Origin of the sequence: Streptomyces sp. SID12501 (assembly GCF_010550245.1) — a bacterium.
In the GTDB taxonomy this organism is placed as follows: Bacteria; Actinomycetota; Actinomycetes; order Streptomycetales; family Streptomycetaceae; genus Streptomyces.
The window spans coordinates 300,135-313,379 of the sequence record NZ_JAAGLU010000007.1; the positions used below are offsets into that span (position 1 = coordinate 300,135).

The window sequence follows — 13,245 nt, forward strand, 5'->3', positions numbered from 1 at the left end:
CCCCTGTCTCACGCGTATGGAACCGGCGCACAAGCACCGCTGTCCCTCGCCGTCACAGGCACCGTTCGGGGGCAAAACCTCACACACTCCTCATGAATCCCGCCCCCGAGATCTGAACCGCACTCGATCCTAAGCGACTTTCCGGACCACTTGGACTGCCCGGTCAGCACTTGGTCAGAACTCGACCACTCGGTAATCCATCGGGAATCTATGTGAGGGCTTTGCGAAGACGTTCTTCGCTCACGCGCCAGAACGTGTGCTGGGCGCCGTCGATGAGCACGACGGGGATCTGTTCCCAGTACTCACGGTTGAGTTCTTCGTCCTGACTGATGTCCTTCTGTTCCCACGGCACCCCAAGATCGGCACACACCTTCTCGACAACTCCCTGTGCGTCATCACACAAATGACAACCGGGCTTCCGGATGAGAGTGACGAGCCGGGACTGCGGCGTACGACGCTCGACGCGCCGAAAGAGGGGACCCATACGGCCATTGTCCCGCGCCGGACAAGGAGCTGCCCGACGCCCCGGCACAGCACCCGAACCAGTTCTTTAACTGTGCGGTCGCGGAGAGTTCACAACCTCCGAACCTCTCGGCTCCGGAAGCACCGAACAAACTGGCTATGCTCACGCCATGGCCGCTCTCGGATGGCTCACTCCCCGTAGGCGCTCCGCCACGGCGCGGAGCGTGTTGGCAGGCGAGGCCTCGGCGGAGGCAGCGCGCAAGTCCTCCCAGGAGCTGGAGGAACTGACGCCTGCGCCGGAACTGCCGGGCGACGCGGAGGAAGCGGGGGAACCCGCGTTCCCCGTCCTCGGCGACGTCAGGGCCGCCGCCTTCTTCGACCTCGACAACACCGTGATGCAGGGCGCCGCGATCTTCCACTTCGGCCGGGGCCTGTACAAGCGGAAGTTCTTCGAGTCCCGCGACCTCTACCGATTCGCCTGGCAGCAGGCGTGGTTCAGGCTGGCCGGCATCGAGGACCCCGAGCACATGCAGGACGCCCGGGACTCCGCCCTCTCCATCGTCAAGGGCCACCGCGTCGCCGAACTGATGTCGATCGGCGAGGAGATCTACGACGAGTACATGGCCGAACGCATCTGGCCGGGCACACGCGCACTGGCCCAGGCGCACCTGGACGCGGGCCAGAAGGTGTGGCTGGTGACGGCGGCCCCGGTCGAGATCGCCACGGTCATCGCCCGCCGCCTCGGCCTCACCGGCGCCCTGGGCACGGTCGCGGAGTCGGTGGACGGCGTGTACACGGGCAAACTGGTGGGCGAACCCCTGCACGGCCCGGCCAAGGCGGAGGCGGTACGCGCCCTGGCGACGGCGGAGGACCTGGACCTGACCCGTTGCGCGGCGTACAGCGACTCGCACAACGACATCCCCATGCTCTCCCTGGTCGGCCACCCCTACGCGATCAATCCGGACGCCAAGCTCCGCAAGCACGCCCGCCGACTGGACTGGCGCCTGCGGGACTACCGCACCGCCCGCAAGGCGGCGAAGGTCGGCATCCCGGCGGCAGCCGGCGTAGGAGCGGTGGCCGGCGGCACGGCGGCAGCCATCGCCCTGCACCGCCGCCGCCGCTGACCCACAGGGTCGGCCGCTGACCCACGGGGTCCCTTCAGAGCCGGGAAACAATCATTCGCCCCGGATTACTGCCGTAACCCCTCCACCAGTCCCGTTGGCCGTACACAGCCACAACACGCCCTGAGCGAAGCTCAACTCGGTCTTGATCGATCAACAACCTGTCACACTGCGGCACTTGAACGGGCGCCAATAGGTAACAGAAGCGACGTAATCGATGATTTGAGCAACCGGGTGTAGCAGTGCCTGTACGAAGCGTTATTCTCCTCAGACGCAAACCGGTACCCCTCCGTCGCTACGACGGGTGAACGGTCCCGCACTGCACGTGATGGAAGCTCTGCCTCTGGGAGTCCCGTGTACCCACACGTCGGGGTTGACGCCTCGGGCCTGGCTACGCTGCGCGCAACGGTCCTAGACCTGTTGCGCGGCTTCGTCCCCACCGCGTACGCCGTACCCGTATTCGCCACCGCCGCACCAATCGGCCCGTGCTACGCACTGGCCGACGGCACCGCCGCGGTCGGCCGCCGAGGGCGTGCGGCCGGTGCCGCCACCCCTCGCCGCCCCGCCGCGGACAGCGACAGCGCCCGCATGATGGACCTTGTCGAGCGTGCCCAGGCCGGTGAGGCCGATGCCTTCGGCCGCCTTTACGACCAGTACAGCGACACTGTGTACCGGTACATCTACTACCGGGTGGGCGGAAAGGCCACCGCGGAGGACCTGACGAGCGAGACGTTCCTGCGCGCCCTGCGCCGCATCGGAACCTTCACCTGGCAGGGCCGCGACTTCGGCGCCTGGCTGGTCACCATCGCCCGCAACCTCGTCGCCGACCACTTCAAGTCCAGCCGTTTCCGGCTCGAAGTGACCACGGGCGAGATGCTGGACGCCAACGAGGTCGAGCGTTCACCGGAGGACTCCGTCCTGGAGTCCCTCTCGAACGCCGCTCTCCTCGACGCCGTGAAACGGCTCAACCCCCAGCAGCAGGAGTGTGTGACACTGCGCTTCCTGCAGGGGCTGTCCGTCGCCGAGACCGCGCGCGTGATGGGCAAGAACGAGGGCGCCATCAAGACCCTCCAGTACCGCGCCGTCCGTACACTCGCCCGGCTCCTCCCGGAAGACGCGCGCTGAGCACCGTAAGAGGTACTCCGCGCACGTCACACCGCACCCCGCACCGCACCGCCGACTCGCCCCGCTTTCGCCCGCCCGGGTACCGCACACTCAGCGACCGCCAACTCACCTTCCGTGAAAGTGGGTTGAGTTCGCGGTCCGATCATCCGCCGTCCGTAACCCAAGTGCCGCGCCACTCGTTGTGCGGGATACAGGCTCCCTGTGGTCACTCCCTGGCCGTCTCCGATCACCCGATCGAGTGGATGTGGTCAGGGATGTGCAACCCTCAGGACCCCCTGGGGAGCCGACCGTCATGACGAGAGGAGGTGCCGCCAGTGATCGCGAACGTTTCGGCGCACCGGCGGGCGAACGCCTTCGCCCAGGCCCTGGAGGAGCTGTCCGACCGGGACTCGGCGGCCGAACAGCCCGAAGGACCGGCACCGGACGCTGCACCGGAACCGGCCCCGGCTGCCGCGGAACGGGCGGACCACCAGGCGGAACACCGGGCGGAACAGACCGAACCGAACCGACTGGTGGCCCTCGCGACCGGTCTCGGCGAGCTACCCAAGCCGGTGCTCGACCCCGCTGTCAAGGTCGTCCACCGGGCCCAGTTGGTGGCCGCGATGGAGGCCATGCTGCGGGACGGCACGGTGCCGGGAGGCGAGGCGGCGAACCCTTTGGTGCCCGAGCAGCGCTCCCGGGCCAAGGGCGCTCACCGGGCGAGCGGGCTGGGGAAGTTGCGACCCCGTACACGGCTGACGAAGGGTCTCGCCGCCGGCGGACTCAGCGTGGGTGTGGCCGCCGGAGCCTTCGGCGGCGTCGCCGCTGCCAGTTCCGACGCCCTGCCCGGTGACTCGCTCTACGGCCTCAAGCGCGGCATCGAGGACGTCAAGCTCAACTACCTGGCCGACGGCGACAGCGAACGGGGTCAGGTCTACCTCGACCAGGCCTCGACCCGGCTCAACGAGGCCCGCCGGCTGATGGAGCGCGACCGCGCCGGTCAGCTCGACCACGAGTCGCTCGGCGAGATCCGCCGCGCCCTCTCGGGTATGCGGCACGACGTCTCGGAGGGCCACCGCCTGCTGCACGCGGCGTATCAGCGCGACCCGGACTCCCTGGGCCCCATCCAGGCCCTGGACGCCTTCTCCCGCTCCCACCGCGAAGCCTGGGGCGCCCTGCGGGACCGCCTCCCCGTGCAGCTCGGGGACGTGAGCCAGGAGGTGTCGTCGGTCTTCGACGCCATAGACCAAGAGGTCGCCCCGCTCCAGTCCCTGCTCCCGAAGCCCCCCTCCCGAAGCGGCGGAAACGGTGGAGGTGGCGGGGGTCAGCGGCAAGGCTCCGGGCCGGAGTCGAGCACGGGTTCGTCCGGTTCCGACCGGTCGGCCGCGCCCAGCAACACCGGCGGCGACTCCACCGACGGGCGCGGCTCCAGCAGCGGCAACCCCAAGCCGTCCGCCTCCGGCGCCAGCAGCGACGGCCTGCTCGGCGGCAACACCGGGGGCCTCCTCGACCCGCCCCAGAACAGCGGCACGGCGTCCCCTTCGACAACCACCCCGTCCACCACCGAACCGGACGTCACGCTCCCACCGCTCCTCCCGGGCCTGCTGCCCGGCCTGGGCATCGACAGCGAGGACGCGAGCTAGAAGCAGTCGGGCCGTACGACGGTTGGGGGCGCCCTTCGCCAAGAAGGGCGCCCCCAACCGTCGTACGAGCATCAGCGCATCAGCCGGGACGAAGAACCGGCGTCAGAAGAAGACCGACCGCCGCTGCACCAGCAGCTTGTAGAGGGTGTGCTGGATCTGTTCCCTGACCTGGTCCGTCAGGTTGAACATCAGCATCGGGTCCTCGGCCGCCTCCGGCGGATAGCTGTCCGTGCGGATCGGCTCGCCGAACTGGATCGTCCACTTCGTGGGCAGCGGGATCGCGCCCAGCGGACCCAGCAACGGAAACGTCGGAGTGATCGGGAAGTACGGGAAGCCGAGCACCCGGGCCAGCGTCTTCGCGTTGCCGATCATCGGATAGATCTCCTCGGCCCCGACGATCGAGCACGGGATGATCGGCGCGCCCTGCCGCAGTGCCGTCGACACGAAGCCGCCACGCCCGAAGCGCTGCAGCTTGTACCGCTCGCTGAACGGCTTGCCGATGCCCTTGAAGCCCTCCGGCATCACACCGACCAGTTCGCCGCGCTCCAGGAGCCGTTCCGCGTCCTCGGCGCAGGCCAGGGTGTGACCGGCCTTGCGGGCCAGTTCGTTGATCACCGGGAGCATGAAGACCAGGTCCGCCGCGAGGAGCCGCAGATGGCGGCCCGCCGGATGGTTGTCGTGCACGGCGACCTGCATCATCACGCCGTCCAGCGGCAGCGTCCCGGAGTGGTTGGCGACGATCAGGGCGCCACCCTCGGCCGGGATGTTCTCGATGCCCTTGACCTCGACCCGGAAGTACTTCTCGTACAGCGGGCGCACCAACGACATCAGGACCTGGTCGGTGAGTTCCTCGTCGTAGCCGAAGTCGTCGACCTCGTAGTCCCCGGTGAGCCGGCGCCGCAGGAAGGACAGACCGCCCGCGATACGCCGCTCCAGGCCGCCGACGGCGCCGCCGCCCGGGGCGGGCGACGGGGACTGGTGCCCGGGGTGGTCCTGGGACTGCTGGGGCGGCTGTTGCTCTCGTGTCACCTGAACATCATCCTGCGGACGGGCCCGTCCCGGCAGGGGCTGGACCTCGCGAACCACCGCCGATTCGCCCTTGCGCCGGCTGCTCCCCGCGCTCCGGCGGCGCGACGGCCGCGGGGCGGCACCCGTGCGGGACCTGTCGTCGTCGAACGGAATGACCTTGGCATCCGCCATCGTTGATGCGCTCCTCGGTTGGCGCTCTGCGTCGGTGGGCTGTCGCCGTCAGGTCGCTTCGGCAGTTGTCGTGACTGTTGTGGTGGTCGTGGAGCTCGTGGCACGGGCACCACCGCTGCCCGCGAAGGGTGCGAAGGGCAGCGCGGCGATCCGGTCGACCACCCGCCTGAGGGCCGCCGGCGGCAGCAGACCGGGACCGCGGACGCGCGCGAACTCCTCGAACGTCTCGGCGGTCGTGAACTTCGGCTGGTACCCCAGAGTCTCGCGCATCTGGTTCGTCGCCACGACCCGGCCGTGTGTGAGCAGCCGGATCTGCTCGGGCGAGAAGTCCGTCACGCCCAGCGTACGCACGAGCGAGCCGGCCCAGGTGACCGCGGGCAGCAGCAGCGGCATGGTGGGACGGCCGAGCCGCCGGGAGCACTGCGAGAGCAGCAGGACTCCGTCGCCGGCGATGTTGAACGTGCCGCTGTTGAGCGTTCCGCGCTCCGGTTCGCGCGAGGCGATGCGCAGGACCTCGATCACGTCGTCCTCGTGCACGAACTGGAGGCGTGGGTCGTAGCCGAACACGGTCGGCAGGACCGGCATCGCGAAGTACTGGGCGAGCGGCGAGTCCGCGGTCGGCCCCAGGATGTTGGCGAAGCGCAGGACGGCCACGGCGACGTCGGGCCTGCGCCGCGCGAACCCGCGTACGTATCCCTCGACCTCCACGGCGTCCTTGGCGAAGCCTCCGCTGGGCAGCGCCTTGGGCGACGTGGTCTCGGTGAACACCGCCGGATCCCGGGGCGCGGAGCCGTACACGTTCGTGCTGGACTTCACGACCAGCCGCTTCACCGAGGGCGACTTCTGACAGGCACCCAGCAACTGCATGGTGCCGATGACGTTGGTCTCCTTGAGCGCGACCCGGCTGCCACTGCCCAGCGCGATGCCGGTCACGTCCAGGTGCACGACCGTGTCGGCGTTCGTCTCGGCGAGCACCCGCGCGATGGTGGGCTGCCGGATGTCGGCCTGGATGAAGTCGGCGCCGCCCAGATGGTGCTCGGGGGCAACCGCGTCCACGGCGATGACCCGGTCGACCTGGGGGTCACGCTGGATCCGCCGTACGAACCGGCCCCCCAGCTGACGGGCCACTCCGGTCACGAGCACGACCTTGCCCAAGATCAGCGCCTTCCTTCCAGCCGTGTTTCCCGTGTGCAGCCCAACCTAGCGGGTTGTTGTTGCGCTGTGATGACTGCCCGATGCACGAAGTCACGAGGACGCCGAACGTACGATCAGACCAAGCCAAAGTGCCACGCAGTCGTACGCACAAGCTAATACGACTGTGGCCCCCCACCGGAAACCGGTGGGGGGCCACAGCCTTCATGCTCGTACTCACGCTCACGCTTTCACTGCGTCGCGGAGAAGCAGCGGTTCCCGATCTCGCGATCGGACCGACTACTACTTCTTGTTGCGACGCTGGACGCGCGTGCGCTTCAGCAGCTTGCGGTGCTTCTTCTTGGCCATCCGCTTGCGCCGCTTCTTGATAACAGAGCCCACGACTACCCTCGCTCACTTCTCATCACTCGGCGTTGGGCGCCATGGGCCCATACGACCTACAAGGGGCCAGCCTACCCGTCCGAGCGCTGAGGTCGTAATCGAGGGGAATCAACGAGATCAAGGGGGACCCGGTAAAGCCCTGAGGGTCCCCATCCGCCCCCCCTCGACCGCCGTCAGGCTGTCTCCACCCCCACATAGCTCTCGCGGAGGTACTCGTGAACCGCCTGCTCGGGGACGCGGAAGGACCGCCCCACCCGAATCGCGGGCAGATGACCGCTGTGCACCAACCGGTACACGGTCATCTTGGACACTCGCATCACCGAGGCGACTTCCGCCACGGTCAGGAACTGAACCTCGTTCAGAGGCCTCTCGCCAGCTGCAGCCATGACACACCCGAACCTTCCGCACTCGACTGGCCACCGGCTTCCCCTTCCGGTGACTCTTCGTCGCTGCGTGCTCACTCCCCAATGTAGGGGCGGGTGATGCGAGTGGGGAAGAGGTGCACCCATCGGCGGCCTACTGTGACAGACACGCTCGATTGAGTACGTAGCGGGTAATCGGCCGGTAGTAATCAGACCGCACAGCGTCATCAAGTGGAACTACGACGGACACGCGCCCCTCTGCCTCTCCGACGAAGAGTGCGGGATCGTCCGTATCGGCCAACCCGATGGCCTCGAACCCCAGTTGACCTGCACCGCAGACCCATCCGTGGTCCCCGATCACCAGCTCCGGGAGCGTCCCACCGGCCTCGGCGGCGGCCGTCAGAGCGGTCCGAACCGGGAGCGGAGAGTGCGTGTGTGCGCCCGGCTCACGCCCGGCGGCCCCAGCACCCGGTTCCCGTACGAGCGCGACTCCTCGTACGTAGTCGAGGTTGTACGTGCGTAGACCGAACCGGGTCGTTATGTCGACAGAGCTACCCTGCGCTGGGGTGAGAACAGCACATCCCGCCGCCGACAAAGCGTCCGCCAATGTGGCGTAGAAACCGAGCAGTCGATGCGGGTGACCGGTGCCCAGGAGTACGGGAGCCCGGCGCCGTACGGCTGCGGAGAGTCGCTCGGCGAAGGCGTCGAGGGCCACGAGCGTCCGTTCCGGGTCGATCACATCACATCCGGAGGTGCACTGCGGATCGGCCGAAACCCCACATTTGTCGGCCATCAACTGGAGCAGATCCCGTTGCCGCCAAGCCCGTTCGGGATCGAGTCCGATCATCACCCGGGGATCACGGGCGGCGAAAAGCCGATAACTCCGCAGACTCTCCTCCCGCGAGGTGGCCACCGGCCCGGCGAGACGGGCGGCCAGGAGATGGGCACGCAACGCCCCGGCACTCAGCACGAAAGCGATGGTGACGGACGGCGGCACCGGACACTGCGGGAATGCCGAAAACACCGCACAGTTGGCGTAACACCGCGAACCTCCGCCTCCAGGCAGGCTGTTGCACCGGTGACGGAACAGCGACGGAAACGACCACTACGGTCGTACGGGCTCCCGGGTGTCCTCTCACGTGTACAGCGGCAGCCCGGCCGACCAACGGCACCGGTGCCGGCACCGCGTACGTCATCTACAACCACACCACTCGCGAGCACTGCGCCGTCCTCGTCCGCGCCAAGCCGGGCACCCGCATGTTCATGGAGGTCACCCTCGACACCTCACCCACCTCCGGCGCACCCGCGAGGGACTACGGCTCCTTCAAGGAGTACGCGGGACCGGTCCACCTGGACGCCCGCGGCGGGCGTCCAGTGCCTGGAGTGGAGCGGCACGATCGACATCTCCTACAACAGCACGACGGGTCTCTGCCCCTGACCGGCTGACAGCCGGACGGAATAGGCCGCGCCCTACGCCAGCAGCCCACGCAGCGGGAACACGGCCCGCCGAGCCGCCACGACCGCCTGGTCGAGGCGGTCGGCGGGGTCGTAGCCCGACTCCCAGTCGGCGTAGGCCACCGGCCACCGCCCGTCCGTCATCCGCGCCGGCGCCAACTGCCGCGTACGGGCGAACACTTCCTGCCGCCACCCCTCCGGGATCACGGCCGTTGGCTCGACGGCCCGCCCCGCTGCGATCGCCACCAGGTGCGTCCAGGACCGCGGTACGACCTCCACCACCGCGTATCCGCCCCCGCCCAGGGCGATCCACTTCCCGTCGGCGTACTCGTGCGCGAGGTCGTGACAGGCGACCTGCACCGCCCGCTGCGCGTCCAACGACACGGCGAGATGCGCGAGGGGATCCTCGAAGTGGGTGTCGGCCCCGTGCTGGGTGACCAGCACCTGCGGCCGGAAGTCGGCGATCAGCTCGGGCACGACCGCGTGAAAGGCCCGCAGCCACCCGGCGTCCCCGGTCCCTGCTGGCAGCGCCACGTTGACGGCGCTCCCCTCCGCCGGGCCCTCCGCCCCCGTCTCCTCGGGCCACCCGGTCTGCGGGAACAGCGTGCGCGGATGCTCGTGCAGCGAGATCGTCAGAACCCGCGGGTCCTCCCAGAACGCGGCCTGGACCCCGTCCCCGTGATGCACGTCCACATCCACGTAGGCGACCCGCTCGGCCCCCAGCTCCAGGAGCCGGGCGATGGCCAGCGAGGCGTCGTTGTAGATGCAGAACCCGGACGCGCCCCCGGGCATCGCGTGATGCAGGCCGCCCGCGAAGTTCACGGCGTGCAGCGCTTCCCCGCGCCACACGGCCTCGGCGGCCCCCACCGACTGCCCCGCGATCAGCGCGGACACCTCGTGCATCCCGGCGAAGGCGGGATCGTCGGCCGTCCCCAGTCCGTACGCCGGGTCGGCCGCCCCCGGATCGGCGGAGGCCGCCTTGACCGCCTCGATGTAGTCCTCACGGTGCACAAGCCGCAGGGTCGACTCCCCGGCGGGCTTCGCCGAGACCACGTCCACTTCCCGGTCGAGCCCGAAGGCGTCGACGAGTCGCCGGGTCAGGACGAGCCGGACCGGATCCATCGGGTGGTCCGGACCGAAGTCATACCCCGTTACTGCCTCGTCCCACATCAGCTGTGCGCGGCCGCTCATGCTTGTCACCGTATCGGGAAGGTCCAGGATCGAACGACCCCGCGTACCTCAACGTCACCAGGACAAGCACCATCGGAACGAGCATCGCCCCCCGGTAGCTCCACAGATCACCCAGAGCCCCCACCAGGGGCGAACCGACCAGGAAGCCCACATAGTTGAAGATGTTGAGCCGCGCGACGGCGGCATCCGAAGCCCCGGGGAACAGCCGTCCGGCGGCGGCGAAGGTCTGCGGCACGATCACACACAACCCGAGCCCCAGCAACGTGAATCCGAGCATCCCGACCCACGCCCCGGGCGCCACGGCCACCACACCGAACCCGAGCGCCGCCACCAGCGCCCCCGCCCGTACGACGGCCACGGCCCCGAACCTCCGTACCCCGACGTCCCCGATGGTCCGCCCGATGAGCGTGGTGACCATGTAGACGTTGTACGGAACGGTCGCGAGCTGCTCCGAACTCCCGAGCACGTCCTGCAGATACTTCGCACTCCAGTTGGAGACTGTCGAGTCCCCGATGTAGGCGAAGGTCATCACCAGGCACAGCGGCAGCAGCATCCTGAAAACGAGAGCACCGGAGGCGGCCCCCTCAGGAACCGCGTCAGTCGGCTCCGAGCCGGACTTCGCCTCCGCCCCTCCCCCGTCCCTCGCGTCGACGTACCACCGGCTTCCGAGCAGCGCGGCCGGCAACATCACGGCCACCACGGGCAGGTAGGACACGAAGAGGGCGAGATGCCAGTGCGCGCCGACCCAGGCCAGCGAGGCCCCGATGATCCCGCCCAGGCTGAACGCCGCATGGAACCCGAGCATGATGCTGCGCCCGTACGCCCGCTGCAGACTCACCCCGAGCATGTTCATCGAGGCGTCGAGCCCACCGACGGCCAGCCCGAACGCCCCCAGGGCCACAGCGACCTCGGCCACATGGTCCCCGGCACCGACACCGAGCAGCGCCAGCAGTACGACGGGCTGCGACCACCTCAGTACGAGGCTGGGGGGCACCCGCTTCACCAACTGCTCCGCGCAGACGCTGCCGACCCCGGCCAGCACCGGCACGGCGGCGAGGAAGAGGGGAAGCAACCCGTCGGAAATGCCGTACCGGTCCTGGATGGCCGGGATTCGTGTCACGAGCAGCGCGAAGGCAGCACCCTGGGCAAAAAAGCTGAACGCCAGCGAGGCCCTGCCGCGCCGCAGCACATCTGTCATGGCGGCGAGCGTAGGGCCCCGGCTTACTCGTGGGTAGATGATTCGGAAGATGAATTCTGCTCACCTTTGATATCACCCATGAACAACGCCCCACTAAGCACTCTGAGCGACGACACCGGCACAACCGGTACCGATACCGGCGCCAATTCCAGCCACGATGACATCGCTGCCGCGATCGCGATACCGGGCGACCTCGTCTCGGAGCATCCCCTTCATGGGATCAACGGCAAGCGCACCGCCGACGAGAACGGCCACCACCATCGCCCCGACCATCACGAGGGTGCCGAGCCAGACCATGGTGTCGACGGGGAGGACACAGACTCCCACGATCCGCGCGACGCACTCCCCCAGCAGGGCCACGCCCCACACCACCGAGAAGATCCGCTCGGCCCGCCGAAACCGCGTGGACCCGGAGCCCAACCGCTCCCAGGCGGCGGCACGCTCGGCATCGCCCCTGACGAGGAACGGCTTCATCCCCTCGGTCATCATCGGCCGCCCCAGCCGCACCGACACCAGTACCCCGATCCCGACGACACTGCTGACCCCGCTGTCCTTCAGGAGCATCAGCCGCGCATCCCCGGCGACGAAACTGAGCAGCACCCCCACGACATTGACAGCGAGGATGAGCACGGCCATCGCATTGACCGTCCGCCCCCGCACCACACTCCACCCGGTCCGCACCGCGGGAACGGCACTGCTCCACCCGAGCGCGGCGACGGCACTCATCCCGAGCCCGTTCTTGAACACGTAGTACGACCCGACGGGAACCGCCACGTCGAGGACCAGGGGCATAAGGCTCCGGCCAAGGGAGGCCGAGTTCGTCGTCACTGTTGTCATGCCTCAAGCCTCGCGGTCACACCCACCCCGCCAACAGAAACGATCGTCCAGACCCGGGGATGACAATTGTCAGCCGCAGCCCGTGCCCGACCTCACACAACCAGCTCAGCCAACTCGTCCATGCTGCCGAAGAGTTGAGTGGCACCGACCAGCCGCTCGGCCGGAGTCATGGCGGTGAACCCGAGCACGTCCATCCCGGCGGCAACAGCGGCCCGCACCCCCAACGGACTGTCCTCCACCACCACACACCTCTCAGCCGCCACCCCCATACGCTCCGCCGCGTACAGAAACAGATCGGGCGCCGGCTTCCCCCGCCCCACATCCTGCGCACTGAAAACCCGCCCACCGTCGAACCACCCCGCAAGCCCGGTAGTCCGATGCCCCACCCGAATCCGCTCATGACTCCCGGAGGAAGCCACGCAGTACGGCACTCCGTCGGCCCGCAACTTCTCCAGTACGCCGACCACGCCGGCCACCGGCTCCAGCTCCCGCTCGAAGGCAGCGAACACCCGACCGTGAAAGACGTCATCGAAGTCGTCCGGCAACCGCCGCCCGCTGCGCTCCTCCACCAGATCGTGTACGCGGTGCATGGCGGACCCCATGTAGTCGCGAAGGGAGTCCTCGTACGAGGTCGGATGTCCGAGCTCGGTGAGATAGGCCGCCAGGAGCGTGTTGGAGATCGACTCACTGTCGACGAGAACACCGTCGTTGTCGAAAATGACGAGGTCATAGCGCATAACTTGACCCTAAATGACAATTGGCCGGAAACGCAGAAAAGCCCTGTACCGGTGAACCCGGTACAGGGCTTTTCGCAATATTTGTTCGGCGGTGTCCTACTCTCCCACAGGGTCCCCCCTGCAGTACCATCGGCGCTGTGAGGCTTAGCTTCCGGGTTCGGAATGTAACCGGGCGTTTCCCTCACGCTATGACCACCGAAACACGGTGAAACACATATCAACCGCACCACCCCCGTGACCAAACAAGGGGTGGGGTTGTTCGTGGTTTCAGAACCAACACAGTGGACGCGAGCAACTGAGGACAAGCCCTCGGCCTATTAGTACCAGTCACCTCCACCCGTTACCGGGCTTCCAGATCTGGCCTATCAACCCAGTCGTCTACTGGGAGCCTTACCCCATCTA

At 68.1% G+C, this 13,245-nt stretch carries 14 protein-coding genes and 2 rRNA genes; 4 read left to right on the forward strand and 12 right to left on the reverse strand.

The features are described 5' to 3' along the window. Window positions 1–208: 208 nt before the first annotated feature. On the reverse strand, window positions 209–484 hold the full coding sequence (locus G3I71_RS10820; RefSeq protein WP_164313736.1) for a glutaredoxin family protein: 276 nt from the start codon (window positions 482–484) through the stop codon (window positions 209–211). 148 nt (window positions 485–632) lie between these two features. On the opposite strand from G3I71_RS10820, the gene G3I71_RS10825 reads away from it, so the two are divergent. From G3I71_RS10825 to G3I71_RS10835, 3 genes are all read left to right on the forward strand, one after another. Then, window positions 633–1,586, forward strand: coding sequence for an HAD family phosphatase (locus tag G3I71_RS10825; protein ID WP_164313737.1), 954 nt, complete (start codon window positions 633–635; stop codon window positions 1,584–1,586). Window positions 1,587–1,937: 351 nt separating this feature from the next. Further along, window positions 1,938–2,708: an ECF subfamily RNA polymerase sigma factor, BldN family gene (locus tag G3I71_RS10830; RefSeq protein WP_164313738.1), complete on the forward strand. Its 771-nt coding sequence runs from the start codon at window positions 1,938–1,940 to the stop codon at window positions 2,706–2,708. A gap of 314 nt (window positions 2,709–3,022) precedes the next feature. Then, on the forward strand, window positions 3,023–4,330 hold the full coding sequence (locus tag G3I71_RS10835) for a DUF5667 domain-containing protein (protein WP_164313739.1): 1,308 nt from the start codon (window positions 3,023–3,025) through the stop codon (window positions 4,328–4,330). Between the two features lie 102 nt (window positions 4,331–4,432). On the opposite strand, the gene G3I71_RS10840 is transcribed toward G3I71_RS10835, so the two are convergent. From G3I71_RS10840 to G3I71_RS10860, 5 genes are all read right to left on the reverse strand, one after another. Continuing rightward, complete coding sequence (locus G3I71_RS10840) at window positions 4,433–5,530, reverse strand: lysophospholipid acyltransferase family protein (protein ID WP_164313740.1); 1,098 nt, start codon at window positions 5,528–5,530, stop codon at window positions 4,433–4,435. A gap of 48 nt (window positions 5,531–5,578) precedes the next feature. Next, complete coding sequence (locus tag G3I71_RS10845) at window positions 5,579–6,685, reverse strand: NAD-dependent epimerase/dehydratase family protein (protein ID WP_164313741.1); 1,107 nt, start codon at window positions 6,683–6,685, stop codon at window positions 5,579–5,581. A 279-nt stretch (window positions 6,686–6,964) separates the two neighbouring features. After that, window positions 6,965–7,063 (reverse strand): AURKAIP1/COX24 domain-containing protein, encoded by a 99-nt coding sequence (locus G3I71_RS10850; RefSeq protein WP_003948845.1) that lies wholly within the window; start codon window positions 7,061–7,063, stop codon window positions 6,965–6,967. A gap of 173 nt (window positions 7,064–7,236) precedes the next feature. Next, window positions 7,237–7,449 (reverse strand): helix-turn-helix domain-containing protein, encoded by a 213-nt coding sequence (locus G3I71_RS10855; protein WP_004984898.1) that lies wholly within the window; start codon window positions 7,447–7,449, stop codon window positions 7,237–7,239. A 130-nt stretch (window positions 7,450–7,579) separates the two neighbouring features. Next, window positions 7,580–8,395, reverse strand: coding sequence for a phosphatase (locus G3I71_RS10860; protein WP_164313742.1), 816 nt, complete (start codon window positions 8,393–8,395; stop codon window positions 7,580–7,582). A 41-nt stretch (window positions 8,396–8,436) separates the two neighbouring features. Here G3I71_RS10860 and G3I71_RS50280 point away from each other — a divergent pair, with 41 nt between their 5' ends. Beyond that, window positions 8,437–8,871, forward strand: coding sequence for a hypothetical protein (locus G3I71_RS50280; RefSeq protein ID WP_203729841.1), 435 nt, complete (start codon window positions 8,437–8,439; stop codon window positions 8,869–8,871). Between the two features lie 24 nt (window positions 8,872–8,895). On the opposite strand, the gene G3I71_RS10870 is transcribed toward G3I71_RS50280, so the two are convergent. From G3I71_RS10870 to G3I71_RS50285, 6 genes are all read right to left on the reverse strand, one after another. Further along, on the reverse strand, window positions 8,896–10,071 hold the full coding sequence (locus G3I71_RS10870) for an acetoin utilization protein AcuC (RefSeq protein ID WP_164313743.1): 1,176 nt from the start codon (window positions 10,069–10,071) through the stop codon (window positions 8,896–8,898). Continuing rightward, window positions 10,022–11,269, reverse strand: a complete 1,248-nt coding sequence (locus G3I71_RS10875) for an MFS transporter (protein WP_164313744.1) — start codon at window positions 11,267–11,269, stop codon at window positions 10,022–10,024. The genes G3I71_RS10870 and G3I71_RS10875 overlap by 50 nt, the downstream gene beginning before the upstream one ends. Window positions 11,270–11,362: 93 nt before the next feature. Then, window positions 11,363–12,097, reverse strand: a complete 735-nt coding sequence (locus G3I71_RS10880; RefSeq protein WP_343242914.1) for a VC0807 family protein — start codon at window positions 12,095–12,097, stop codon at window positions 11,363–11,365. Window positions 12,098–12,198: 101 nt separating this feature from the next. Then, window positions 12,199–12,843 carry an HAD family phosphatase gene (locus G3I71_RS10885; protein WP_164313745.1) on the reverse strand — a complete coding sequence of 215 codons (645 nt, stop codon included), beginning with the start codon at window positions 12,841–12,843 and terminating at the stop codon, window positions 12,199–12,201. A gap of 83 nt (window positions 12,844–12,926) precedes the next feature. Beyond that, window positions 12,927–13,043 (reverse strand): 5S ribosomal RNA (gene rrf / locus G3I71_RS10890). A gap of 97 nt (window positions 13,044–13,140) precedes the next feature. Continuing rightward, window positions 13,141–13,245 (reverse strand): 23S ribosomal RNA (locus G3I71_RS50285); the annotation flags it as partial.

Bases quoted from the DNA above. Each gene is read 5' to 3' on its own strand.
- G3I71_RS10820 (WP_164313736.1), bottom strand. From the start codon at position 484: ATGGGTCCCCTCTTTCGGCGCGTCGAGCGTCGTACGCCGCAGTCCCGG.
- G3I71_RS10825 (WP_164313737.1), top strand. From the start codon at position 633: ATGGCCGCTCTCGGATGGCTCACTCCCCGTAGGCGCTCCGCCACGGCG.
- G3I71_RS10840 (WP_164313740.1), bottom strand. From the start codon at position 5,530: ATGGCGGATGCCAAGGTCATTCCGTTCGACGACGACAGGTCCCGCACG.
- G3I71_RS10855 (WP_004984898.1), bottom strand. From the start codon at position 7,449: ATGGCTGCAGCTGGCGAGAGGCCTCTGAACGAGGTTCAGTTCCTGACC.
- G3I71_RS50280 (WP_203729841.1), top strand. From the start codon at position 8,437: ATGCCGAAAACACCGCACAGTTGGCGTAACACCGCGAACCTCCGCCTC.
- G3I71_RS10870 (WP_164313743.1), bottom strand. From the start codon at position 10,071: ATGAGCGGCCGCGCACAGCTGATGTGGGACGAGGCAGTAACGGGGTAT.
- G3I71_RS10875 (WP_164313744.1), bottom strand. From the start codon at position 11,269: ATGACAGATGTGCTGCGGCGCGGCAGGGCCTCGCTGGCGTTCAGCTTT.
- G3I71_RS10885 (WP_164313745.1), bottom strand. From the start codon at position 12,843: ATGCGCTATGACCTCGTCATTTTCGACAACGACGGTGTTCTCGTCGAC.